The following is a 25433-nucleotide window of genomic DNA, read 5'->3' as shown; positions in this document are numbered from 1 at the left end:
GGCGAGTAAGGGAGGGGGCCGATAGCGGCCAACCGTAACTTGGTGATTATACGATTTTGAATCGCTTTGGGCCTATTGTTACGCGTGATGCACCACAGTGATCGCAGAAAAAGGTGCCAAATTAGCGATAATAAGCATTTCAACCTGAAACGGAGACCGTCTTGAGTTCGCAAGACCTGAGTACCCTGATCAGCCGGGCCGAGCGGGTTCTAGCTCAATTGGAAGCCTGGCTGCCCCCTGCTCCACCTCCCATCAACTGGGATTCCATTGCTTTTCGCTGGCGCACCAATGGTTCCCGCGGCTGGCTGGAAGGTGTCCAGCACGTAGCCACCATCCAGACCGACGACCTGCACCATATCGAACGCCAAAAGGGCATTATTGAGCGCAACACCCGCCATTTCCTGGCAGGCAAACCGGCCAATAACGTCTTGATGACAGGTGCTCGCGGTACCGGCAAAAGCTCGCTGGTCAAGGCCATGCTGGCCAAATTTGCCGACCAGGGCCTGCGCCTGATCGAAGTGGACAAGTCCGACCTGGGCGATCTGGGCTACATCATCGACCTGATCAGCACCCGCCCCGAACACTTCATCATCTTCAGCGACGACCTGTCCTTTGAAGAAGGCGAAGCCGGTTACAAGGCGCTCAAATCCGTGCTGGATGGCTCGCTGGCATCCCCTGGCGACAATGTACTGATCTACGCCACGTCCAACCGACGTCACCTGATGCCCGAGTACATGAAAGAAAACCTGAGTGCCTCCACGTCCGCCGACGGCGAGATCCACCCCGGTGAGGCTGTTGAAGAAAAGGTATCCCTGTCCGAGCGCTTTGGACTATGGTTGTCGTTTTACCCCTTTAAACAAGACGACTATCTGGACATTGTGTATTACTGGCTGGGCGCATTGGGTTGCCCTGCAGAACACATCGAAAGCTCGCGTACGGAAGCCTTGCAATGGGCTCTGGAACGTGGCTCGCGCTCCGGCCGGGTAGCACGTCAATTTGCTAGAGATTGGACCGCTAGACATGTCTAAACCCACGTTGGAAGTGGCCGTTGGCGTTTTACTGAACCAACACGGCCAAGTGCTACTGGGAAAACGCCCAGCCGATAAACCCTGGCCAGGCTGGTGGGAACTGCCAGGCGGCAAGATTGAAGCGGGCGAGAGCGTCATACAGGCGCTGGTACGGGAACTGCGCGAAGAACTCGGCATTGAAACCACCCATGCACACCCCTGGGTCACCTATACACACGAATACCCCAAGAACTTTGTCAAACTCTCTTTCTGCCTGGTGCGGGAATGGGAAGGCGAACCCCAGTGCCTGGAAGGCCAAGAGCTTGCTTGGGTCAGCCCTAAAGGTCCATTGGAAGTCGGCCCTGTACTGCCTGCTACCGAACCGCCGCTGAAATGGCTGCAACTGCCCGAACGCTACCTGATTACCCACATCGACGAGCCGGCCCGCTTACCCGCCTATCTGGAACAACTGGAACAAGCCCTGCAACAAGGCCCGGCCTTGGTCCAGTTTCGTGAGCCAGCCTGGGCTGCCCGGCCCGATGCCGAATTCCATTTGCACCAGGCGTTCCTGCAAGTTGTGAACCTGTGCCAGCGCTACCAAGCGCGATGCCTGGTCAATAGCCTGCACCCCGAGAGCTGGTGGGACCACGCTGATGGTGTGCATTTGCGCGCCAGCGACGCCCAAGCACTGTCCGCGAAATGCCACGACACCCTGACGACATTTCCTGCGATCAGCAAAGGCTTGATCGGCATGTCCACGCACAATGAAAGTGATATTGAAATAGCCCGCAAGATCCAGGCGGACTTTCTGGTTCTGGGCCATGTCCTGGAAACCTCCTCCCATCCCGGCGATCCCGGCATGGGCTGGGCCCGTTTTGCCAGTCTGGCGGAACAGGCTGGCCTGCCAGTGTTTGCCATAGGCGGACAATCGGCCAAGACCCTGGCTGACGCCCGCAATCACGGCGCACACGGTATTGCCGGTATACGCCACATGCTGGACAACGACCCGGCATGACGCCACACGTCACGATTTCGGAACACGAAGGCGTACGCTACCTGCACCTGGGCTCTGCCTGGGTGCAGGGTGCGATGCGCCTGGATGCGCCCGATCAGCTAGAGCTGCACTACATCCGTCAGATGATGATCTGGACCTTGTTCCAGACCGATCCGCGCCGTATTGCCCAACTGGGCCTGGGCGCAGGCAGCCTGACGCGTTTTTGCTACCAGCATTTCCCCCAGGCGCGCATCGACGCCGTAGAAATCAACCCCGAAGTGGTACAGGCCAGTCGCCTGCTATTCAATCTACCGCCCGACGATGAGCGCCTGAACGTGCACACAGTAGACGCGCTGGATTATCTGGACGCGGTCTACGGCGAGCTGGATGTGCTGCAAATTGATGTGTATTCAGACCAGGCTGAGCACCCTGCCCTGGAAAGCGAAGCCTTTTATCAGGCCTGTCGCAAAGCTCTGGGGCCGCAAGGACTATTGACGGTGAACCTGCTGGGGTCGGAAATGGTACATGCGCGCAATCTGCATGCGCTGCAAGAGAGTTTCCCAGCCGTGGTCTGGTTACCTGAAACCCATGATGGCAATCTGGTTGCCCTGGCCTTTGCTGACCCGCCGCAAATTGATTTTGATGATTTGTACCAGCGGGCCGAAGAAATCCACGCCACCCTGGGCTTGGCCGACGGCGAGGAATGGGTTGACGGGCTGTATGCCTGGATGGATCAGGACTGAGGCGGTTTCCACGCACTATCAAGCAATGAATGAGCCGCTGTTGAACTACAAGCAAGCGAACTGCAGCCCAAAGCTTGGGCGGTAGTCCAATCCTTGCTTGGTCCATACGAAGCAAACCGGGCGTTGAAGCTCCGGCCCAGCCAGGCCGGAGAGCACGGTGAAACGGCCAAACCAAACCAAGCGCCAAGAAGTTCAGCCAACGCCGAACCACATCAAACCAAACTAAACCAAACTTGATTAAGACCAGATTGGATCGGGTCAGGTCAGGTCAGGTCAGGTCAGGTCAGGTCAGGTCAGGTCAGGTCAGATTAGTGTAGGTCAGGCCAAACCTATTCTGCTTTCGCAGCTGGATCAACTTCCACCGCTTTCGGCTCTTCGGGATTCAGACCCGTCGCTACATCCCAGCCACCGCCCAAGGCCACCATCAGCTTGACCGCCGCCCGCAGGCGTTGAGACTCCAGGTCCAAAGCCTGCCGCTCGGCTGACAAAGCCGTGGCCTGAGTTTGGGCCAGACTCAGGAAATCCACCAGGCCGGCATCAAACTGATTACGCGTCAGCCGCAGGGATTCGCGTGCCGCAGCCAGAGAACGTGCCTGGCTGGCTTGCTCCAGCTCCAGGCCATTACGCTCAGACAGGGCATCTTCCACCTCTTTCAGCGCGTCCAGAACCGTCTGGCGGTAAGCCGCCAATTGTTCGTCATAGCTGGCTTCGGCCTGCTCGACTTGCGCGCGACGCGCTCCAAAATCCAGCAAGGTCAGGGCAAAGGCCGGCCCCAAGGACCAGACTCGCGCCGGAGCCGTCAGCCATTCGCTTAAATCACTGCTACTGAAACCCCCGCTGGCTTTCAAACTCAAACTGGGAAACCAGGCCGCCTTGGCCACACCGATCTGGGCATTGGCCTGCGCCATGCGACGCTCGGCACGAGCCACATCGGGGCGCCGCTCCAGCAAGCTGGATGGCAGGCCCACCGGAATATCCGGAGCAACAGGCCACGGAGCATGGGGCACGACTTCAAACTGGGACGGTGCACGGCCGACCAGCACAGCCATGGCATGCTGATACGTCGCTTTCTCGCGGTTCAAGGCCAAACGCTGGGTACGTGCACCTTCAAGCTGGCTCAAGGCTGCCGCCACATCCCCCGGCGCCGAAAAGCCGGCGTCCAGGCGGTTCTGATTGATTTGCAAAGAGCGCTCGTACGCGGCCACCGTTTCATCCAGCACTCGTTCGCTGGATTCCACACTGCGGTACTGCAAATAGGCCTGCGCCAATTGAGACTGCAGGCTCAAGCGCGTGGCGGCCATGTCCGCTGCACTGGCTTGCAGGCCCGCATCACCGGCCTCTACCTGACGGCGAATCCGCCCCCACAAGTCCACTTCCCAATTCACCGTGATGCTGGCGTCGTAAGCACTGCTGCTTTGGCTAGTATCACCCGACCCACTGCCCCGTCGCGTCGTGCCGACCGAGCTGCCCACTTGCGGGAACTGGGTCGAGCGCGTATTGGACAAGGTGGCTTGCGCCTGACGGACGCGCGCCTGTGCTTGCTGCAAGGTGAAGTTCTGCTCGTTCAGGCTTTGCATCAAGGCATTGAGTACGCCGTCGTTAAAGCTTTCCCACCAAGGGCCGCGATCCTTCAAATCAGCCGGTTCAGCCTGCTTCCAGGCTGTGGAACGTACCTCTTCGCGAAAGTGCTCGCCCACTGGTGCTTCAGGCCGCTGATAATCGGGGCCAACAGCACATGCGGCCAGGAGCAGCACCATCCCAGCCAGTGCGAAGCGCGGAAAAATCATGGCGTTAGAAGTAGGCATATCAGCTTATATATTCAAAGTTGTCTGGTTCTTGCGGCGCATGAAGCGATGGCGCCAACGATCCAGATAAAGATAAACCACCGGCGTGGTGTACAAGGTCAGGATTTGACTGAGCACCAAACCTCCCACAATGGTGACGCCCAGAGGCTGGCGCATTTCCACACCTGGGCCGGACGCCAAAATCAAGGGAATAGCACCAAAGATGGCAGACAAGGTCGTCATCATGATGGGACGAAAACGCACCAGGCAGGCTTCATAAATGGCTTCACGCGAACCCATGCCGCGCTCACGCTCCATTTGCAAGGCGTAGTCCACCATCATGATGGCGTTTTTCTTGACGATACCGATCAGCAAGAACACCCCGATCATGGCAATCAGGTTGAATTCGCCACTGGTCATCATCAGGGCCAGCAAGGCTCCGATCCCGGCAGAAGGCAAGGTGGACAGAATGGTAAGCGGGTGCATGTAGCTCTCGTACAGCATCCCCAGCACGATGTACAAAGCAACCAGAGCAGCCAGGAACATCATGGGCTGCTTGGCCAGGGCATCGAGCATCTGCGCCGTATTGCCTTCAAAGCCCGCCTGAATCTCGCGTGTAGGCAGCTGAATGCGGGCCATGGCCTGTTCAATGGCCGCCGTTGCCTGACTGAGGGTGACGCCTTCGGCCAATCCGAACGACACAGACTCGGCCACCAGCAGACCCATATGGTTAATGCTGCGCGGCGCGGTGCCCGTGCTAAAGCGAGTAAAGGCTGACAGGGGGACGCGGGTGCCGTCCTTGGCCACCACCTCGATTTCCTTCAGGGACTCCAGATCCTGGGCAAACCGAGGCTCCACTTCCATGACCACGTAATACTGGTTCAAACGACCAAAAATAGTGGAAACCTGGCGCTGGGAGAAGGAGTTGTTCAAGGTACCAGCCACCATGGACATATCAATGCCCAGGCGCGTTGCCATATCACGGTCAATTTCCAGTTGAACCAGACCGGCCTTGTCGTCGGTGCCGGTATCCACGTCCACCAGCTCAGGCAGCTCGGACATGGCCTGCTGGACCTTGGGCAACCAGGTTTTCAACAACTCCAGATCGCTGCCCAGCAAGGAGTAGTCATAGGAGCCACTGCGCCCGCCGCCCCCGCTGCCAACTGGAATATCTTGCTGCGGCACCATGAACATGCGTGCTCCCGGCGTGGTGGATAAAGGATCACGCAAGCGATTCACAATATCCGTCGTACTGGCTTTACGCTCATCCATGGGCTTGAGCTCAACCAGAATGAAGGACGAAGTGCTGCCACTGCGACCACCGGCGAATACAGCCACCGAACGGATATCCGGGTCCTGATTCAGAATGGAACGGAAATACTCCAGCTTGGGCACCATGGACTGGAACGACGTGCCCCTGTCGACCCGGAAGAAACCCATCAACTGACCGGTATCCTGCTGCGGAAACAAGCCCTTGGGTACCACGGTGTAGAGATACACATTCAGGCCAATAGTGGCAAACAAGGAGAACAGCATCAAACGATGATGCTTGAGCGCCCAATCCAGAGAGCGACGGTAACCATGCCAACTGACACTGCCTATCCAGCCCAGAAAGCGGCTGACCGGATTAGTGGATTCATGCTCTTGCGGCCCGGGGCGCAGCAAACGGGCAGTCATCATGGGGGTCAGCATCAAGGAGATGACCAAGGACACCAACACAGCGGTACACAGGGTGACGGCAAACTCCATGAACAGGCGTCCGGCCAGCCCCCCGATCAGCCACAAGGGAATGAACACGGCTACCAGCGACAAGCTCATGGCGGTTACCGTAAAGCCCACCTCACGCGTCCCGCGCAAGGCCGCCCGCATGGGAGACAAGCCTTTTTCCAGGTAACGCATAATGCTTTCCAGCACCACAATCGCGTCATCCACCACAAAGCCCGTGGCCACAATCAGGGCCATCAAGGAAATGGTGTTCAACGTGAAGCCGAACAAATGCATGAAGGCAAAGGTGCTGATCAAGGATGCCGGCACGGCAATGGCCGGAATCAGGGCAGCGCGCCAGTTTCGCAGGAACAGCAAGACCACCAGCACCACCAGAGCCACCGCAATGATCAAGGTCAGCTGTGCCTCTTCCAGCGTGGCACGGATACTGGGGGTGCGATCCTGCGCCACCGTCAATTGCGCCTGGCTGGGCAGCATTTCCTCGATCCCGGGCAAACGCTCACGAATGGTATTCACGGTCTCGATAATATTGGCACCCGCCTGACGGCGCACAATCAATAGAACCGCTTCCTGGTTATTCCAGTACCCCAGACTGTGAATGTTCTCGACAGAGTCCTCGACCTTGGCCACATCGCCCAAACGGATAACCTGCCCGTCCTGATTCTTCAGCACCAAGGGTTCAAAGAAGCGTGCCTGGTTATATTGCTTGCCCGAATTGATCTGCCATTGACCCTGCTCGCCTTCCAGATAGCCGTTGGGACGCAAGCTGTTGGCGTTATTGATCACTGAACGCACATCATCCAGCGCGATACCGGCCGAGGCCAGAGCCTTGGGGTTCAGTCCCACCCGGACGGCAGGCAAAGAACCGCCACCCACATCAACCGAGCCCACACCCGGAATCTGGGCCAGCTTCTGCTGCACAATACCGCTGGCCATATCAAACAGCTGTGCCTTGTTCGCGGTTTGCGAAGTCAACGCCAGCACCATGATAGGCATGGAGGAAGGGTTGACCTTCTCGTAGGTAGGCACACTGGACATGCCCGAAGGCAACATGGGCCGAGCCTGATTGATAGCGGCCTGCACATCGCGCGCGGCCCCTTCAATATCCCGATCCAGCTCAAACACCAACATGATCTGGGTGGAGCCTTCGCTGCTGCGAGAGCTCATCTCAGAGACACCGGCAATGGAACCTAAAGCCTGTTCCAGCGGGGTCGCCACGCTGGAAGCCATGGTTTCAGGGCTGGCACCGGGCAAATTGGCCGAGATCGCAATCACCGGAAAATCCATTTCCGGCAAAGACGCCACAGGCAGGAGCCGCAAGGCCAGTGCGCCCACCAGGACCATCGCCAGTGCCAGCAGGCTGGAGCCCACTGGCCGGAAGATAAACAGCCCTAACAAGCGCTTCATGTCGACTCGCGTACCGACTTGGCACCACGACGGGTAAAGCGGTCAAAAAACAGATAGATCACGGGAGTCGTGAACAAGGTCAGTACCTGACTGGCCAGCAGCCCGCCAACCATGACCAGACCCAAAGGTTGACGCAGCTCTGCTCCCGAACCCGTCGCCAGCATCAGTGGAATCGCACTGAACAAAGCCGCCAGGGTCGTCATCAGGATAGGACGGAAGCGCAGCAAGGCAGCCTGATGAATGGCTTCCTGGGGGCTTACGCCCTGCTCGCGCTGCGCCTCCAGCGCAAAGTCGATCATCATGATGGCGTTCTTTTTCACGATACCAATCAGCAGGATGATCCCGATTACCCCCACCATATCCAGGTCCCGTCCGGCCAATAGCAGGGCCAGCAGCGCCCCAATGGCGGCAGAGGGCAAGGTCGACAGAATGGTCACAGGGTGGATGTAGCTCTCGTACAAAACACCCAACACGATGTACATGGTCAGCACGGCGGCCAACATCAACCACAGTGTGCTGGACAAAGAAGCATGGAAGGCCTTGGCCGCGCCCAAATAGCGGGTATCGACCGAGGACGGCATGCCGATCTGATCAGGCACCGTTTCAATGGCTTCGATCGCGTCGGACAAGGAATAGCCATCAGCCAGGTCAAAGGACACATTCACGGACGGGAACTGCCCCAAACGCTCCACCGATAGCGTGGTTGGCACCAGCTGAATACGCGCCAGGGACGTAATTGGCACGGGTGTGCCTGCTGCCGTCATCACATGGATGTTTTCCAGATCCTGCGGACCTTGACGGTATTGATCCTTGACCTCCAGCACGACGCGATATTGGGCAGACTGCGTGTAGATTGTGGAGATCAAGCGCTGTCCGAAGGCGTCGTACAGTGCATCATCAATATTGGCTTTGGTCACGCCCACACGAGCCGCCGCATCCCGGTCTATATCCAGCAGCACTTGCAAGCCATCGTTCTGCAGGCTCATGGACGCATCTTTAATCTGCGGCAAGGCATTGACGGCATCCAGCCAGCGCGGCATCCAGGTGGTCAGCACCTCGGTTTCCGGATCCGACAAGGCCATCTGGTACACATTGCGGCTAATCTGATCGTCGACCGTCAGCTCCTGGATGGACTGCTGGTACACCGACAGGCCGGGGATGTCTTTCAGACGTTCATCCAGCCTGCTCATGATTTCATTTGCACCAGCCCTGCCCGAGCCGATGGGCTTCAAGGCAATTTGCAGGCGGCCATTATTCAGCGTGGCATTGGTACCATCTACCCCGATAAAGGAGGTGACGGCCTCCACATCCGGGTCTTCCAGCACAATCGCCACGGCTTGCTGCTGCAAATTACCCATTGCGCGGAACGACGCGGTTTGTGGCCCTTGGGTAATCGCCTGAATCAGGCCGGTATCTTGCTGGGGAAAGAAGCCTTTGGGGACAATCACGTACAGCAGACCCGTCAGGATCACGGTGCCTACGGCAACCCACAGGGTCAAAGTCTGATGACGCAGGACCACAATCAGGCCACGATCGTAGGCCGCAATGATGCGATCCATCTGATTGCCCAACCAAGTGGTGAAGCGGCCATACTGGCGCTCGTCCTCGGGCTTGAGCATGCGCGCGCACATCATGGGCGTGAGCGTCAGCGAAATGAACAGAGAAAGCAGGATTGCCACGGCCAGGGTAATGGCAAACTCACGGAACAGACGTCCAATGACATCGCTCATGAACAGCAGCGGAATCAGCACTGCGATCAGGGAGATGGTCAAGGACAGCAGCGTAAAGCCAATCTGCGCCGCCCCCTTCAAGGCCGCCTGCAAGGCGGTTTCGCCCTTTTCGATATAGCGGGCGATGTTCTCGATCATCACGATCGCATCATCAACCACAAAGCCGGTGGCGACCGTCAGGGCCATCAGGGTCAGGTTATTGATACTGAAGCCCCACATCAGCATGATGGCAAAGGTGGCGATCAGGGAAATGGGCACAACAACGCTGGGAATCAGCGTAGCTGTCCAGGTACGCAGGAACACAAACGTCACCAGCACCACCAACACAATGGCCAGCATCATTTCCTTTTGCACATGGTCAACCGAATCCCGAATGGTCTGGGTACGGTCCGTGGCCACTTCCACATCCACGCCTACCGGCAAGGAACGGCGTATTTCCGGCAGCAAACTTTGAATCTGGTCCACCACATCAATGACGTTGGCCCCAGGCTGGCGCTGAATATTCAGCAAGATCGCGGGCACGGTGCCCATCCAGGCGGCCTGACGCACATCCTGTGCATCCCGTACCACCTTGGCCAGTTCGCCCAGACGCACGGCGGCACCGTCCTTATAGCTGACAATCAGGTTTTCGTAATCCTGTACTGTTTTGAGCTGCTCGTTGGCGCTGATGCTGGTGGAGCGCTGTGGCCCGTCCAGATTCCCTTTAGGCTGGTTCACGTTCGCCGCGACCACGGCCTGGCGCAGATGGCTCAAGGTTAGATTGCGTACCGCCAGAGCATTGGGGTCGGCCTGAATACGCATGGCCGGCTCCTGGCCACCCGCAATGCTGACCAGACCCACACCCGTCACCTGCGAGAGCTTTTGTGCGACCCGCACATCAATCAGGTCACGTACCTCGTGCAAGGGCATATTGGGGGAGGTCACCGCCAGGGAGATCACCGGGGTATCGGCCGGATTGACCTTGTTGTAGATAGGTGGAGCGGGCAAATCATTGGGCAGCATATTGGAGGCGGCATTGATCGCCGCCTGCACCTCTTGCTCGGCCACATCCAAAGGCAAGCCCAGGTCAAACTGCAAGGTAATGCGCGATGCCCCGCCCGAGCTGGACGAGATCATCTGCGACAGGCCGGACATGCTGCCAAAGCGCCGCTCCAGCGGTGAAGTAATCAAGGCCGCGACCACATCCGGGCTGGCACCCGGATAGAGCGTAACCACCTGAATCGTGGGGTAATCCACCTGCGGCAAAGCAGCCACGGGCAGCATGCGATAGGCCAGCAAGCCAGACACCAGCAAGGCCACCATCGCCAAGGTGGTAGCCACCGGGCGCAGGATAAAGATACGCGACATGCTCACGGCTTACTCGCTTGCAGGACGTGGACGGCGACCCTCACCCGGACGTTTGCCCTGCTCCGGCTTGGCGGCTGCATCGGCTGGCGCAGGCTTTTCCTTGGCCTGGCCATCTTGTTGCATCACCTCGACCTCCGAGCCTTCCCGCAAACGGTCAGTGCCTTCAACCACCACACGATCGCCCTCTTTCAGGCCGGTTTTGATCAGTGTCGACTCCAGGGTAGCGGTGCCCAGTTCCACCACTTGAATATGGACCTTGTCCTCCTCATCCAGAGTGTAGACATACGTGCCTACCGAACCCCGCTGTACGGCATGCGAAGGAATCAGCAGCCCCTGTTCCTGTCCCAGGAATACGCGGGAATTCACGAACTGATTGGCAAACAGGGTCTCATCGGCATTATCAAACTCGGCCTTTACTTTCAGCGTGCCGGTATTGATGTCGATCTGGTTATCCAGGGCCTGCAGACGGCCTTTGTCCGACAAGAGCTGGCCTTTGCTGTCGATCAGGGAGACGCGCAAAGGCGACTCGCTTTGCTTCATGGCCTCCAGCAGGCTGCTCAACTGGTTCTGCGGCAAGGAGAACTCCACGCCGATGGGATCCGTCTGGGTAATCACGACAATCCCATCGGTACTACCGGCAGACACCAGATTGCCCTGGTCCAGCTTGCGCAAACCCAGGCGACCATCCAAAGGCGCCGTGATACGAGTGCGATCCAGCTGGACCTGAGCACGAGCGACTTCTGCCTGATTGGACTTGATCTGTGCCTGCAGCTGCTGAACCGCCGTTTCCTTGGTTTCCAAGGCCTGGCGAGCAATCGAATTTTGTTGGAACAGGATGCGGTGACGGGCCAGCTCCTGCTGCGCTCCTTTCAATTGGGCCTGATTCTGTGCCAATTGCCCACGGGCCTGATCCAGCTGCACCTGATATGTACGGGGGTCGATTTCAGCCAGCAAGTCCCCCGCCTTCACACGCTGGCCATCCTTGAAGTGGATGCGCTCCAGCACGCCATCGACCTCACCGCGCACCGCAACGGTCTGCAAAGGCTTGACCGTGGCAATGGCATTGACCGTTTTGTCGATCAAGCCCTGCTTGACCGTGGCAACCTGAACCGGGACTTTGGTAGCCCCCATCATGCCGCGAGGCCCGCGCAGGGGAGTGAGCGTACTTGAGGGGGAAGACAGGGCGTAATAAACGAGGCCTGCTGTTACCAGCAGTCCTACCAACACCCAGACATAGAAGGATCGGGACCGCCGTCCTCTGCCTGTGTTCAACTCCGACATGAATACTCCCCGGCTAAAACTTGATTGTCTCTATGCACGGTCTAAATAAGCGTTTAAGCACTACCTATCGTGACGGCGACACGCATTATGCCGCCAAAACACGATAGCAATTAGTCTGAAACGATCAAGAGATACAAGCGCTGACAAAACAGCATCCTTGCTAGACCACGCTGGCACAGCAAGTATAAAAGCGGCTGTCTGAACCTTATATGAACAGCGTATTCAGCCGAAGTTGCAACGGGCCAGCCTAAAGGGGATATCTACAGTCACGGCCTGCGGTTTCAATTGATTATCCTGCTGCACGAAGCGTATCCAGATGACATAGCGGTTAGCACTCATTTCCGGATAGATGCACGCACCCGCGTCCACCCACACCCGCAGCAGTTGGAAGGTCTTGCCTGCCAGCATTTCTTGATAGGAACCGTCACGGGCCACCTGATCGGCCGAGTCGCCCGACTGGCGCAGCAAGCGCAAAATCAGGGCCAGCCCTTGATACAGCGGCAGGAAAGACTCCGACCAGCGGCGCAAATCCTGAACGCGATCCGTATCGGAACGCTGTTGCCAGGAGTAATAAGAAGGCATGTCCACCTGGGACGTACCGCCGGGCACGGCCACCCGGCCCCGCAAGCTGGCCAGCCATTCATTGTCGCGCAGGCCCTGCCCCACCCGACCCTGGGCCGACAGATCAGCGGCAGCACGCACAATTTGTTCAATCATCTTGTCCAGCGCCTGCAGCTGAACACCGGGGTGTTCGCGCAGCGCAGCCAGCGCCACGCGCTGACGCTCCAGGTCTTGAAGAACGGCAGAACGCAAATCGGTCCGATCCGCGATGTCCAGCAAATCAAACAAAGTCGCTACAGCGATCTGATGCGAGTACGCATCCTGGTTGGCCGAAAAATGAAACAGCCTATCGAACAAGTATTCGACTCTCAGTAAAGCCCGGACACGCTCATTGCAGGGGTATTCGTATAGAGTCACGCGTTTAAAAACCTTTTTTTGTCGACTGGAGAGTCAGACACGTCGTGTTGTCAGGCAGTCAAGGCACACCATCGTTGGTGCACCGCCCGTGCCCGCTCTTCCAACAGGGACAGCGTCGTCTGTCCATCGTTCAGAACCACATCATCGGCCACGTCCAGCCGCTGCTGACGTTGCGCCTGTGCTGCCATGATACGTTCAATTGTGGCCACTGCCAGCCCGTTGCGCTTTTGTACGCGCTCGATCTGGGTCGCTTCATCACAATCCACAACGCAAATCCGGTCCACACGGTCGCGCCATCGTCCTGACTCCACCAGCAAGGGTACAACCACAACAAGATAACATCCTTGCGCTTTCAAGGTCTGTGCTTTTGTTACGTTCCAAATCAGAGGATGAATGATCGCCTCCAGGCGATGACGAGCATTGGGATCGGCAAACACACAGGCCCGCATCCAATCCCGGTCCATGGAACCATCTGCTGCCAAAGCATCTGCACCAAAGGCGGCACGAATCGGTTCAATGGCCAGGCCACCAGGCGCAGTCAACTCATGCGCGATTACATCCGTATCCACGACGGCCGCCCCCCAGGAGGCAAAAAAATTGGCCACCTGGCTTTTGCCCGATCCAATTCCACCGGTCAGCCCAATCGTCAGCATGCGCAATCCACGGATAAAAAACAAAACTGTAACGTACCCACGCCAATCCTCCTACCCTGAATAGACCTGATACTGTCCCGCCGCCCCTGGTCTAGCGTAGAATTCAGCTATCAACCAGTCCACGGAAGCCCGCCATGTCTTTCACCAAGATTTCCCCCCTGCGTTCCCTTACCTTGCTTTCGGTCGTTTTGCTGGCAGCATGTGCCCAGGCGCCCGTCCAGCCAGCCCCCAACGAAGGCCGTGACTCTACCCAGAAAGACGCCCTGCGCCAGGCGCAAGGCAGCGGCACCGCGCGTGCTCCCTCGCAAATCAATTTGGGTTTTGGCAACCAGGAAGGTCTGCACGCCATTACGCCGGCCCGCGCCGAACAGCCCACCGCCCAGGCCGATCGCAGCGTTCCCGAACTGGCCGAACCCAAGACCTTTTTGGGTACCCTGTCCTGCCCGCCACAAAGCGGCGCTTGCGAGCCCTACAAAATCAGCGTGACCCTGGCTCCCGCTGGCCAATGGCGCATGCGTGCCACCCCGGTAGGCGCTGGCCAGGAACATCACAAGAGCGGTTGCTGGGTTCCAATCGGTACACAGCCCACCCGTATCGCCCTGCTGGCCAATAACGACTCGACACTGGCAGACCTGAGCTTTGTGAACAATAACGTCTTGCGTATCAACACCTTCAACCAGCAGCGTCCTACGCTGGAAAGCCACCTGACTCGCCAGGCCGACCTGGACCCGGTCAGCGAACTGGACGGCCAGGCCACCCCAGCCTGCCGCTAAGCTAAGGCACAGACAGGCCGCCCACCAAGCTGGGCGGCAGCACATCCCGCAGGCCCGGCTCACTGAACACAAAGCGAGTCAATTCAACCGCATTGCGCACGCGTAACTTCTGAAAAACGCGTGCCCGATGCGCCTCCACCGTACGCTGGGAAATCTCCAATTCAGCCGCAATCACCTTATTCGCCTTGCCAATGGCGATATAGGACAGTACGTCGCGCTCGCGCGGAGTCAGGCTTTCAAACAGCACAGAGGCGGGTAAATGACTATTCAATACCATGTCAGTCTCGTATATCTGTACCAGGCGAACAGGCCGCCTGCGATGTGAAGAATTAACCATAGACAGAGTTTGTCATTTTAGGCAGGGACTACACGACTGTTAACTTATACGGGATGTTTTTGTCACAGGACTAATATAAGGACGAGGATTTCAATGCGCCAGGGTGCCGCAGGTATAAAAAAAGCACAGTAAAAACTGTGCTTTTCTCACCAAAGAACACAAAAAATCAGGCTTTAACCATTTCCAGGTTGTCGATCAAGCGTGTCGCGCCCAGCTTGGCCGCGGCCAATGCCACCAAGGGCTCACCGGCTGCGATTTGCTCTTGAGTCGGTTCCAGCAAATCCGACTGACGACGCAAGGCCATATAGTCCACCTTCCAGCCCAGATCCGTCATTTTCTTGGTCGCATAAGCCTCAATCTCCTCGCGGCTTTGACCTTGCTGCAAACGCTCATTCATTTCCTGCAGCGCGTAATAAATCTGCGGAGCCTGAGCGCGTTCCTCGGGGCTCAAATAGCGATTGCGTGAAGACATGGCCAACCCATCTTCTTCACGTACCGTCTCGTGAGCCAGAATCTCCACCGGCAACTGGAACTGACGCACCATCTGACGCACCACCATCAGTTGCTGATAATCCTTCTTCCCGAACACCGCCACACGTGGCTGCACACAGGAAAACAGCTTCAACACAACAGTACAGACACCTTCAAAGAAGTCCGGACGGAAGTGGCCTTCCAAAATTCGGCCCAAATGATCAGGCGGGCTGACACGGAAACTCTGTGGCTCCGGGTACATCTCGCGCTCCGAGGGGGCGAACAGGACATAGACATCACGCTCCTGCTCCATCTTGGCCGCATCATCCTGCAACGTACGCGGATAACGGTCGAAATCCTCGTTCGGGCCAAATTGCAGACGATTCACAAAAATACTGGCCACCACCGGATCACCATGCTGGCGAGCCATCTTCATCAAGTCCAGGTGGGCTCGATGCAAATTCCCCATGGTTGGAACAAATGCCACGCGTGTCTGGCCCTGGAGCTGATCGCGCAGTTCTTGGATGTTATGGACGACTTTCAAAAAATTCTCCGCTACGGAATAAGATCAGGCCCATCGGCCTGCGCTCGAATATAGGTCAGGCGCAAATAAATAGGAGCGTAGGGCTCGGCCTGCGTAATTTCAAGCAGTGACTCTCGTGCCAATTCCAGCATCGCCAGAAAATGCACGACAAGCACCGCCGCCGGATCACCCTGATCCAGGCGTTCATTAAACAGCTCTGTAAACTCCATGAAGCGCACATGCTGCAAACGTCGCAGAATCTGGCTCATGTGATCGCGCACCGACAACTGCTCACGCGTAATCTTGTGGCTGGCATTGAGTTTGGCACGCTTCAGGATACCCAGCCAGGCCTCGCGCAAATCATCCGCATTCACTTCGGGTGGGATCGCTTCCACAACCAGCTCGGCCTGCGCATTGGCCAGCAGATAGTCGCGCCCCATCAAGGGCAGTTCGTCCAGACGACGTGCCCCTTCCTTCATGCGCTCGTACTCCAGCAAACGGCGCACCAGCTCCGCACGCGGGTCATCCACCTCTTCACCCGTGTCAGCTCGGCGTACCGGCAGCAACATGCGCGATTTAATCTCGATCAGCAGCGCAGCCATCAAGAGATACTCGCCCGCCAGCTCCAGATTCGTGGCGCGAATCTGCTCGACATAAGCCAGATACTGCCCGGTGACCTGGGCCATCGGAATGTCCAGCACATTGAAGTTCTGCTTGCGGATCAGATACAGCAACAGATCCAGCGGGCCTTCAAAGGCGTCCAGAAACACTTCCAGCGCATCGGGCGGAATGTACAGATCCTGGGGGATCGCAAACAGCGGTTCGCCATAAAGACGCGCCAGCACATCCTCGGTCTGAGGAGCTGGCGTATCCACAACAGGCTGCTGTGCAATCTCAGTCACAGGCGCAGGTGTACAGATTTAGTTGTTTTCGTAGTACACGTAAGGTTTCTGAGGCGTGCGAGCAGCCTTGTAACCGTCTTGCAGCTCCTGATCAATCTGCTTGTCCCACAGACGATAGCGGCCTTCACGCTGCCGTGCTTCGGTATCCGCATTCTGATCTTTATACTGTTTAAGAAACTGGGTAATTTCGGATTCGAAATTCTTTGCCATAATACCTGTACGCCTAAAATAAATTGGATAACAGAAAAGTTTGAGTTTACTGCACCGCACACCAGAGAGTTCGCTGCATGGCATCTGAACAGACCGAAGCCGTCCAAGCGGCGACCATGTCCCCCCAAGAACGTCGAGCCATACGCATTATTCCCTACATTGTGGGATGTGCATTGTTCATGCAAATGCTGGACTCTACGGTTGTAGCCACTGCCCTGCCCACGATGGCCTTGTCACTGGATACCAGCGTCATCCGGATGAATACCATCATTACCAGCTACCTGCTGGCCGTGGCCGTATTCGTTCCGATCAGTGGATGGGCTGCAGACCGCTTTGGTGCACGCAAGGTGTTCCTGGCCGCCATTCTACTCTTTACCGCCAGTTCTGTTGCATGTGCCCTGTCCCAGACCCTGCCCCAATTAGTCATTTCCCGCGTGATACAAGGCATGGCGGGGGCCATGATGGTGCCGGTGGGACGCATTATCTTACTGCGACGCGTCCCTAAAGATGAGCTTTTAAGCGCCATGGCGGTGCTGACCTTGCCTGCCTTGCTGGGCCCCATCATCGGCCCGCCTGTGGGTGGTTTTTTAGTCACCTATGCCAGTTGGCACTGGATCTTCCTGATCAACATCCCCGTGGGTGCGCTGGGTATCGCTCTGGTATTGCGCTATATACGTGAGGACTATCCCACCGAGCGCCCCCCTCTGGACTGGCTGGGCTTTATCTTGAGCGCTATCTGTCTGGCCACGCTGGTGACCAGTTTCGAGAACGTAGGTCACGGCACCATCAGTTGGACCACGCTGGGCTGGCTGACCCTGGCCGGTCTGGTCGCGGGGGCATGGTACATCTGGCACTCGCGGCAAGTAGCCTATCCAATTATTGATTTGTCCTTGCTGCGCACCAAAACCTTTGCCATTTCTGTGCTGGGCGGCAATCTGTGCCGTTTCTCGCTAGGCGCTGCACCATTTCTGTTGGCCATCATGCTGCAAACCAACTTTGGCATGAGCGCATTATCGGCGGGTCTGATCACCTTTACTGGTGCCATTGGCGCCTTGGGCATGAAACTGGTGGCCCCACCTATCATCCGGCGCTACGGCTTTCGCAAGGTACTGATCGTGAATGCCTGGCTGACGGGCGTATTCATCGCCCTGTGCGCCATGTTCCAGGCTACGACGCCCATGTGGCTCATGATTGCCGTCCTGACTGCAGGCGGTTTCTTCCGCTCCCTGCAGTTCACTGCAGTCAACACCCTGACCTACGCCGATCTGGAATCCGAAGCCATGAGCCAGGCCAGCAGTTTCGCTGCCATGGCGCAGCAATTGGCCATCAGCCTGGGTGTGGCATGTGCGGCGGTAACGCTGAATGTCAGCATGGCATTGCGCGGAGCCAGCAGCGTGGAGACCCAGGATACGATCTGGGCCTTTCTGATTCTGGGTGCGATTACGGCCATCTCCAGCCTGTCTTTTGCCCGGCTGTCAGCCAGTGATGGTGAGTCTTTGCAGAAGAAGTAGGACTGCTGTCCCACACCAAGTGCAGGACGACAGAACTGAAGGAACAAGGCAAGCAGCGACTCAAGCTGCGGTCTTGCTCCAAAAGCGTCTATACCGGCTTATCCTCATCCTCCAGCAACATCACCAGCTTGCAGTCCGGGCGTATTGCCAGGCGAAAGGTAAATTGCTGAAAGCGGCGCACGCCCTGGCTAGGGTGTCGGAAATCCCGCAAGCCCCCTTCCCGCTCCACCACGGTTTGACGTCCCCACCAGAAAGCGAATACCTGGCTTTGATGCGCCAGTTCCTGGATCAGGGCCTGCACATCGGCTTCGTCGGCATGGGCACCTACGTCGGCGCGGAATTCGGCCACGACGCGGCTGGCACGCTGCTCCCAGTCCACCACCAGCTCACGCGCTGCCGGGTCCAGGAAGATATAGCGCAGTAGATTGGGCTGCTCGCTACGATCGGGCCAGCCATCGAACAAGCCCAACAAGGCTTCGTTGCGGGCCAGTACGTTCCAGCTGCGGTCCAGAATATAAGCCGGGGCGGAGATGCTATCGACGCAGGCGCTCAGGCCTTGCGGCAAGGGTTGAATATCACCCTGCCAATGCTCGGGATCGGCGCAGTCGGCCAGTTCAAACAGGTAGTGGCGCTCGGCCCGGGCCAGTTTCAGGACCGTTGCCAGGCGGGCGCAGACAGTGGGAGACACGGTAACGTCGCGGCCCTGCTCGATCCAGGTGTACCAGGTGGTGCTGATATCGCACAGCTGAGCCACCTCTTCGCGACGTAAACCGGGAGTGCGACGGCGCACGCCGGGGGCCAGGCCCAGGTCGACAGGCCGGATGCGTTCCCGCGCATGACGCAAGAAACGCCCCAACGCCTGACGCCGGGTTTGGGACGCGCTCTCGGCGCCTCCCGGATTAGCCCCTGTTGGCCCCGTCGTTCCCATATCAGCCCAACACGCCCGACAGAGTACGGCGTACGTCTTCTTCCGTGCGGCCACTGCGCTGGATGTAGTCTTGCAATTGGTCCTGGCCAATATTGCCCACGTTGAAGTACTTGGACTGCGGGTGACTGAAATAGAAACCCGACACGCTGGAAGCCGGAATCATGGCGTAGCTGTCGGTGATGAACATCTCGATGTCCTCACACTGCAAGACGCGGAACATATCGTGCTTGACCACGTGTTCCGGGCAAGCCGGGTAGCCGGGTGCAGGACGAATGCCCTGGTATTTCTCGTCGATCAGCTCTTCGTTGGACAGGCGCTCGTCTGTCACATAGCCCCACAAATCCGTGCGGACACGAGCATGCAGACATTCCGCAAAGCCTTCGGCAAAACGGTCGCCCAGCGCCTTGATCATCAAGTCGGAGTAATCGTCGCCAGCAGCCTGGAAGCGCTCGGACAATTTATCCACGCCAATCCCGCCGGTGACCGCAAACATGCCGATGTAATCAGGCACGCCGCTTTCTTTAGGAGCGATGTAGTCGGCCAGACACTTGCTATCGACACCTTCACGTTTGACGCCTTGCTGACGCAGGTTGCGCCAGGTGAACAGAACTTCGCTGCGCGATTCGTCCGAGTAGACCTCGATATCTTCACCATTAACGGTGTTGGCAGGATAGAACGCAATCACGCCGTTTGCCGTCAACCAGCGACCTTCAATGACTTTCTTCAACATGGCCTGGCCTTCGGCAAACAGGGTCTTGGCCTGCTCGCCCACCACCTTGTCTTCCAGAATGGCCGGGTACTTGCCGAACAGGCTCCAGGTCTGGAAGAACGGTGTCCAGTCGATGAACTGGGCAATATCGGCCAAGTCGTAATTCTTGAAGGTACGACGACCAATGAATTTGGGGCGTGGCGGCACGTAGGTGGACCAGTCGATGGCAGGCTTGTCTGCGCGCGCTTTTTCCAGAGAGATCAGCGGAGTGGCTTTGCGATTGGCATGGCGCTGGCGCACTTGTTCGTACTCCTCGCGCACCTCGGCCAAAAACTCGTCCACATTGTCCGACACCAGTTGAGTAGCCACACCCACGCAGCGGCTGGCGTCAGGGGTGTAGATAACCGGGCCGTCGTAATGCGGGGCAATCTTCACCGCCGTGTGAACACGGCTGGTGGTTGCGCCACCAATCATCAAAGGAATATTGCGCTCGCGGAAGTAGGGGTCACGCTGCATCTCGGACGCAACGTAGGCCATTTCTTCCAGACTAGGGGTGATCAAGCCGGACAGGCCCACAATATCGGCCTCCACTTCCTTGGCCTTGGCGAGGATCTCGGCGCAAGGCACCATCACGCCCATATTCACCACTTCAAAGTTATTGCACTGCATCACCACGGACACAATGTTCTTGCCGATGTCGTGTACATCGCCTTTCACTGTGGCAATCACCATGCGGCCTTTGGAGCGCACGTCACCACCCGCGGCTTCAATCTGACGCTTTTCTTCTTCGATGAAAGGAATCAGGTGGGCCACAGCCTGCTTCATCACACGCGCGGATTTCACCACCTGCGGCAGGAACATCTTGCCCTGACCGAACAGGTCGCCCACCACGTTCATGCCGTCCATCAAGGGGCCTTCAATCACGCTGATGGGGCGACCACCCTGGGCATCGATCTTCTGACGAACTTCTTCCGTATCTTCCACGATGAAGCTGGTAATGCCATGCACTAACGAGTGGATCAGACGCTGTTCAACCGTGGTTTCACGCCAGCTCAGATCTTCCTCTTTCTTGGCGCCGGAGCCTTTGACGCTCTCGGCCATTTCCACCAGGCGTTCAGTGGGGGTGCGTTCGTCCGCCGGATCGGTTTTGCCTTTGGGTTCGGCCCGGTTCAGGATCACGTCTTCAATCAGATCGCGCAGATGCGGCTCGATATCGGCGTACACGCCCAGCTGACCGGCATTCACAATACCCATGGTCAGACCTTCCTGAATGGCGTAGTACAGGAAGACGGTGTGAATGGCCTCGCGCATGGCTTCGTTGCCACGGAAGGAGAAACTGACGTTGGAAATACCGCCCGACAAGCGTGCGTGCGGCAGATTCTTGTGAATCCAGCCCACACCGCGAATAAAGTCCAGACCGTAAGTCGCATGTTCGTCCATGCCGGTTGCCACAGCAAAGACATTGGGGTCAAAAATAATGTCCTCTGGCGGGAAGCCAACCTCATCAACCAGCAAGCGGTAGGCGCGTTCGCAAATTTCTACCCGACGCTCGTAGCTATCAGCCTGCCCCTGCTCGTCAAACGCCATCACAACAATAGCGGCGCCGTATTTGCGGCACAAACGAGCATGTTCCAGGAAGGGCTCAATACCTTCTTTCATGGAGATCGAGTTCACGATCGCCTTGCCTTGGACGCAACGCAAACCGGTTTCGATCACATCCCATTTGGAGCTGTCGATCATGATGGGCACGCGAGCAATGTCCGGCTCGGAGGCAATCATGTTCAGGAAGCGATGCATACAGGCTGCCGAGTCCAGCATGCCCTCGTCCATATTGATATCGATAATCTGCGCGCCGTTTTCCACCTGCTGACGCGCCACCGACAAGGCTTCTTCGTAGTTTTCCTGCTGAATCAGGCGCAAGAAAGCCTTGCTGCCCGTGACGTTGGTACGTTCACCCACGTTTACAAACAGGGTTTCTTCGTCAATATTCAGTGGCTCCAGACCCGACAAACGGGTTTTAACAGGAACTTCAGGAACAATGCGAGGAGGCAGCTTGCGGCACAGCTCGGCAATGGCGGCAATATGCTCTGGCGTCGTGCCACAGCAGCCACCCACCATATTCACCAAACCGGCTTGCGTGAACTCTTGGAGCAGGCTGGAGGTATCGGCAGGTGTTTCATCAAAGCCGGTTTCCGCCATGGGGTTGGGCAGACCGGCGTTGGGGTAGACACACACATAGGTGTCACAAATCTTGGACAGCTCGGCCACGTAAGGGCGCATCAAGGCAGCACCCAAGGCACAGTTCAGGCCAATCGTAATAGGACGGGCATGACGCATGGAGTTCCAGAAAGCCTCCACGGTCTGACCAGACAAGATACGGCCCGAGGCATCCGTGACCGTGCCCGACACCATCACGGGAACGCGCTCGCCGCGCTCATCAAAGACCGTTTCCAGAGCAAAAACAGCCGCCTTGGCATTGAGCGTGTCAAAGACGGTTTCGATCAGCAGAATATCGACGCCGCCATCCAGCAAGGCACGCACCTGTTCGGTGTAAGCCACACGCAGTTGCTCAAAGGTGACGTTTCGGGCGGCCGGGTCATTAACATCCGGAGAAATAGAAGCCGTCTTGGGCTGTGGGCCCAAAGCACCGGCCACAAAACGCGGCCATTCAGGTGTGCTGAAAGCATCGCGCGCCTGACAGGCCAGTTGGGCCGATGCCAGGTTCAGGTCATAGCTGATGCCCTGCAAATCATAGTCGCCCTGGGCAATATCTGTTGCACCAAAGGTATTGGTACTGATGACATCGGCCCCGGCGGCCAGATATTTCTCGTGAATTTCGCGGATGATGTCAGGGCGCACCAGCGACAGCAATTCATTATTGCCCTTCACATCCTTGTGATGCTCCGCAAAGCGCTCGCCCCGGAAATCGGCCTCGCCCAATTTGTAACGCTGAATCATGGTGCCCATCGCACCGTCCAGAATCAGAATTTGCTGCCCCAAACGGCGCGCAAACTCGGCACCACGCGTATAGGCAGAGATCGGATAAGGCAAGGCAGGATAAGACACTAAAAGCTCCGTAACACGAAACGGGACATTGACGGCATCTGACAGCAAGAGCCGCGAGAATGGTGGATTGGCGCCACAATTGTAGCGCTTTGTACAGCGAATCCACCCTAAACACTTAACCTTTGCCCCAGCGGCATGTAACATTTTCCGCTCGGAAAGAGGTGCTTTCCGGCCCATGCAGCCTTGGGCCTGGGAAAGTCAAATGGGAAACGTGAGCGGTTCCACCCCGGAACTGCCAAACGTGCTGCCCCCGCAACGGTACCTGCCACGCGCAAAGCCCGACACCAGCCTGCTTCTCGACCCTGAATTCATGGCCGTCCCACGGTGGGCGGCTTCGCTTACCGATGTGCGGGGACGCACATCCCACAGGAATCTCCATGACTCTACTGTCCATCCGACCTTTGATGGTCGCCCTGGCGGGCGCCCTGCCTTTGATCGCCACGGCCCAAACTGCCCCTGTCACCAAACTGGATCAAATTGTTGTTACCCCTAGCCGCATGGCTCAGCCACTGAAAAACGTGGTGGGTGACGTGACGGTGATTGATCAGGAAACCTTGCAGAAAGCGGGTCAAAGCAGCGTGGCTGAGATTTTGCAGCGTCAGCCTGGGGTGGAGATTTACAGCAGTGGGGGTCCGCAGACTACAACTGGCATTTACCTGCGCGGTACCAACCCACAACATACCCGCGTCATGATCGACGGGATGCGCATCAACAGTTCCACCAGTGGTTCGGTAAACTGGCAAGCGATTGACCCTGCCCTGATCGAGCGCATTGAAATTGTGCGTGGCGCGGGCAGCAGCCTCTACGGATCGGATGCCATTGGTGGTGTGGTGAACATCATCACCAAAAAAGGCGGCGGCGACCGTGCCTTGAGCGCCTGGGGGAATGTGGGCATAGGCTCCCAAGACACCTTCAAAGCCAGCGCCGGTTTTTCGGGTGCGTCCCAAGGCTGGGACTACAGCCTGGCCTCCAGCTACGGCACCAGCGATGGTTTCAATGCCACCAACCCACTGTCCTTCAGCTACAACCCGGACAAGAACGGCTACACCCAGCACGGACTGAACGGCTCCTTGGGCTACGAATGGGCTCAAGGCCAACACTTGGGCCTGACCGCCATCAACAGCTTCATGGATGGTCAATTCGATAATGGTCTGTTCGAACGCCGCACCCCTAGCACGCAAACACGTCAGCAAGCCTACGGCCTGACCAGCACCAACAAGTTGTCTGAACTGTGGACCAGCCGCCTGAGCGCTTCGCTAAGCAAAGAAACGGTGGAAAACCGCGCTTTTTCCTCTCGCTATTCCACGCTGCAACGCCAATACAGCTGGCAAAACGACCTGACGCTTGCCCAAGGCCATACCGTGTCCTTGCTGGCCGAGCGTCTGGAAGAGCGCATGACGCACACTACCGTACACAAGGATGACAAGCGCAACACCAACGCCTTTGCCCTGATTTACCGCGGCGATATCAATCAACACCACCTGCAAGCCAGCGTGCGTAATGACAATATCAGCGGCTACGGCAATAAAGTGACGGGCGGCCTGGGCTATGACCTGGACATCACCAGCAACTGGACCGTGGGTGTGGCCGCCAACACGGGCTTTCGTGCACCTACGTTCGCGGACTTGTACTCGCCATACGACTGGGGCTTCCAAGGTAATCCTGACCTGAAACCGGAAAAATCCCGCAACGTGGAAGGTCATATCCGCTACACAGACGAGACGACCGAACTGGGTTTGGTGGTCTACCAGAACCGCATTCGCGACATGATCAACCCCTATGTGTGTGACGCCAACTTCGAATGCACGACAAGCAATACCGAAAAAGCACGTATCACTGGCGTGACCTTGACTGCCATGAAACAGTTGGGCGACACCACGCTGACTGCCAGTGCCGACTTCACCGACCCCAAAGATCGAAACACCGACAAGCAATTGGTGCGTCGTGCCAAGCAAAACTACAAGGTTGCTGTGGAGCACAAGTTTGGTGACCTGAAAACCGGCGCAGAATACTTGTTCGCATCCCATCGCTATGAAGACGCAAAGAACGAACAGCGTCTGGGCAGCTACGGCCTGTTGAACCTGACCGCCAGCTACCCGCTGACCTCCAGTCTGGAAGCCCAGCTGCGTTGGAACAATGTGTTCGACAAGGACTACACCTTGGCTCGTGGCTACAACAACGCCGGCTCCAGCGTGTTCCTGAACTTTGCCTGGCGCATGTAATCAGTAAAATCAGCTTTGCGTGATTCTGGCGCGGTTCTGCTCAAGAGCCGCGCCATTTACTTAAAGGCGCATGATGCCCTCTTTGCCTGCGACTTATCGTCTTCAGCACCCGACGCGCTCTGTCTGGAGCGG

The 25433-nt window shown here is 57.5% G+C and carries 18 protein-coding genes and 1 riboswitch; of the genes, 6 read left to right on the top strand and 12 right to left on the bottom strand.

Annotation, left to right across the window (positions count from 1 at the left end):
- Positions 1-161: 161 nt before the first annotated feature.
- Genes Q9R35_RS12000 through Q9R35_RS11990 form a run of 3 tightly spaced genes read left to right on the top strand, consistent with a single transcriptional unit; the run spans position 162 to position 2744 of the window.
- Positions 162-1028, top strand: a complete 867-nt coding sequence (locus tag Q9R35_RS12000; protein ID WP_045929618.1) for an ATP-binding protein — start codon at positions 162-164, stop codon at positions 1026-1028.
- Positions 1021-2022, top strand: a complete 1002-nt coding sequence (locus Q9R35_RS11995) for a Nudix family hydrolase (RefSeq protein ID WP_042486557.1) — start codon at positions 1021-1023, stop codon at positions 2020-2022. Before Q9R35_RS12000 ends, Q9R35_RS11995 begins: the two co-directional genes overlap by 8 nt.
- Positions 2019-2744, top strand: coding sequence for a spermidine synthase (locus Q9R35_RS11990; protein WP_063691521.1), 726 nt, complete (start codon positions 2019-2021; stop codon positions 2742-2744). Before Q9R35_RS11995 ends, Q9R35_RS11990 begins: the two co-directional genes overlap by 4 nt.
- Positions 2745-3073: 329 nt before the next feature.
- Here Q9R35_RS11990 and Q9R35_RS11985 read toward each other — a convergent pair whose 3' ends face one another.
- The 6 genes from Q9R35_RS11985 to coaE form a co-directional block, all read right to left on the bottom strand.
- A complete protein-coding gene (locus Q9R35_RS11985; RefSeq protein WP_311219911.1) occupies positions 3074-4549 on the bottom strand; it encodes an efflux transporter outer membrane subunit in 1476 nt (491 codons plus the stop codon).
- Between the two features lie 6 nt (positions 4550-4555).
- Positions 4556-7660 (bottom strand): efflux RND transporter permease subunit, encoded by a 3105-nt coding sequence (locus tag Q9R35_RS11980; RefSeq protein WP_042486567.1) that lies wholly within the window; start codon positions 7658-7660, stop codon positions 4556-4558.
- Positions 7657-10743 (bottom strand): multidrug efflux RND transporter permease subunit, encoded by a 3087-nt coding sequence (locus tag Q9R35_RS11975; RefSeq protein ID WP_045929614.1) that lies wholly within the window; start codon positions 10741-10743, stop codon positions 7657-7659. Before Q9R35_RS11975 ends, Q9R35_RS11980 begins: the two co-directional genes overlap by 4 nt.
- Positions 10744-10746: 3 nt before the next feature.
- Positions 10747-12018, bottom strand: coding sequence for an efflux RND transporter periplasmic adaptor subunit (locus Q9R35_RS11970; RefSeq protein ID WP_311219910.1), 1272 nt, complete (start codon positions 12016-12018; stop codon positions 10747-10749).
- Between the two features lie 222 nt (positions 12019-12240).
- Complete coding sequence (gene zapD / locus Q9R35_RS11965) at positions 12241-12996, bottom strand: cell division protein ZapD (RefSeq protein WP_042486576.1); 756 nt, start codon at positions 12994-12996, stop codon at positions 12241-12243.
- Between the two features lie 50 nt (positions 12997-13046).
- A complete protein-coding gene (gene coaE, locus Q9R35_RS11960; RefSeq protein ID WP_042486884.1) occupies positions 13047-13649 on the bottom strand; it encodes a dephospho-CoA kinase in 603 nt (200 codons plus the stop codon).
- Positions 13650-13783: 134 nt separating this feature from the next.
- Here coaE and Q9R35_RS11955 point away from each other — a divergent pair, with 134 nt between their 5' ends.
- Positions 13784-14422, top strand: a complete 639-nt coding sequence (locus Q9R35_RS11955) for a hypothetical protein (RefSeq protein WP_042486579.1) — start codon at positions 13784-13786, stop codon at positions 14420-14422.
- 1 nt (position 14423) lies between these two features.
- On the opposite strand, the gene Q9R35_RS11950 is transcribed toward Q9R35_RS11955, so the two are convergent.
- The 4 genes from Q9R35_RS11950 to Q9R35_RS11935 form a co-directional block, all read right to left on the bottom strand.
- Entirely contained in the window at positions 14424-14699 is a 276-nt protein-coding gene (locus tag Q9R35_RS11950; protein ID WP_045929611.1) for a response regulator transcription factor, read from the bottom strand.
- A gap of 226 nt (positions 14700-14925) precedes the next feature.
- The gene (panC, locus tag Q9R35_RS11945) at positions 14926-15774 is read right to left on the bottom strand and encodes a pantoate--beta-alanine ligase (protein WP_045929610.1); all 849 of its coding nucleotides are present in this window, start codon (positions 15772-15774) and stop codon (positions 14926-14928) included.
- 11 nt (positions 15775-15785) lie between these two features.
- The gene (locus Q9R35_RS11940) at positions 15786-16628 is read right to left on the bottom strand and encodes a ScpA family protein (protein ID WP_042486887.1); all 843 of its coding nucleotides are present in this window, start codon (positions 16626-16628) and stop codon (positions 15786-15788) included.
- A gap of 45 nt (positions 16629-16673) precedes the next feature.
- Positions 16674-16865 carry a DUF3460 family protein gene (locus Q9R35_RS11935; RefSeq protein WP_042486589.1) on the bottom strand — a complete coding sequence of 64 codons (192 nt, stop codon included), beginning with the start codon at positions 16863-16865 and terminating at the stop codon, positions 16674-16676.
- 77 nt (positions 16866-16942) lie between these two features.
- Here Q9R35_RS11935 and Q9R35_RS11930 point away from each other — a divergent pair, with 77 nt between their 5' ends.
- Positions 16943-18376, top strand: coding sequence for a DHA2 family efflux MFS transporter permease subunit (locus tag Q9R35_RS11930; protein ID WP_042486592.1), 1434 nt, complete (start codon positions 16943-16945; stop codon positions 18374-18376).
- Positions 18377-18464: 88 nt separating this feature from the next.
- On the opposite strand, the gene Q9R35_RS11925 is transcribed toward Q9R35_RS11930, so the two are convergent.
- Together Q9R35_RS11925 and metH are read right to left on the bottom strand one after the other, a co-directional pair.
- Complete coding sequence (locus tag Q9R35_RS11925; protein WP_045929608.1) at positions 18465-19304, bottom strand: helix-turn-helix transcriptional regulator; 840 nt, start codon at positions 19302-19304, stop codon at positions 18465-18467.
- A gap of 1 nt (position 19305) precedes the next feature.
- Positions 19306-23079 carry a methionine synthase gene (gene metH / locus Q9R35_RS11920; RefSeq protein ID WP_311219909.1) on the bottom strand — a complete coding sequence of 1258 codons (3774 nt, stop codon included), beginning with the start codon at positions 23077-23079 and terminating at the stop codon, positions 19306-19308.
- Between the two features lie 142 nt (positions 23080-23221).
- Positions 23222-23387, top strand: a riboswitch (cobalamin riboswitch).
- Between the two features lie 69 nt (positions 23388-23456).
- Here metH and Q9R35_RS11915 point away from each other — a divergent pair.
- Positions 23457-25301 (top strand): TonB-dependent receptor domain-containing protein, encoded by a 1845-nt coding sequence (locus Q9R35_RS11915; protein WP_052695569.1) that lies wholly within the window; start codon positions 23457-23459, stop codon positions 25299-25301.
- Positions 25302-25433: the final 132 nt, after the last annotated feature.

Origin of the sequence: Alcaligenes sp. AB3 (assembly GCF_031844565.1) — a bacterium.
GTDB classification, from domain to species: Bacteria; Pseudomonadota; Gammaproteobacteria; order Burkholderiales; family Burkholderiaceae_B; genus Alcaligenes; species Alcaligenes faecalis.
The sequence above is the reverse complement of the archived record's forward strand: the minus strand, read 5'-3'. Positions and strand labels throughout refer to the sequence as shown.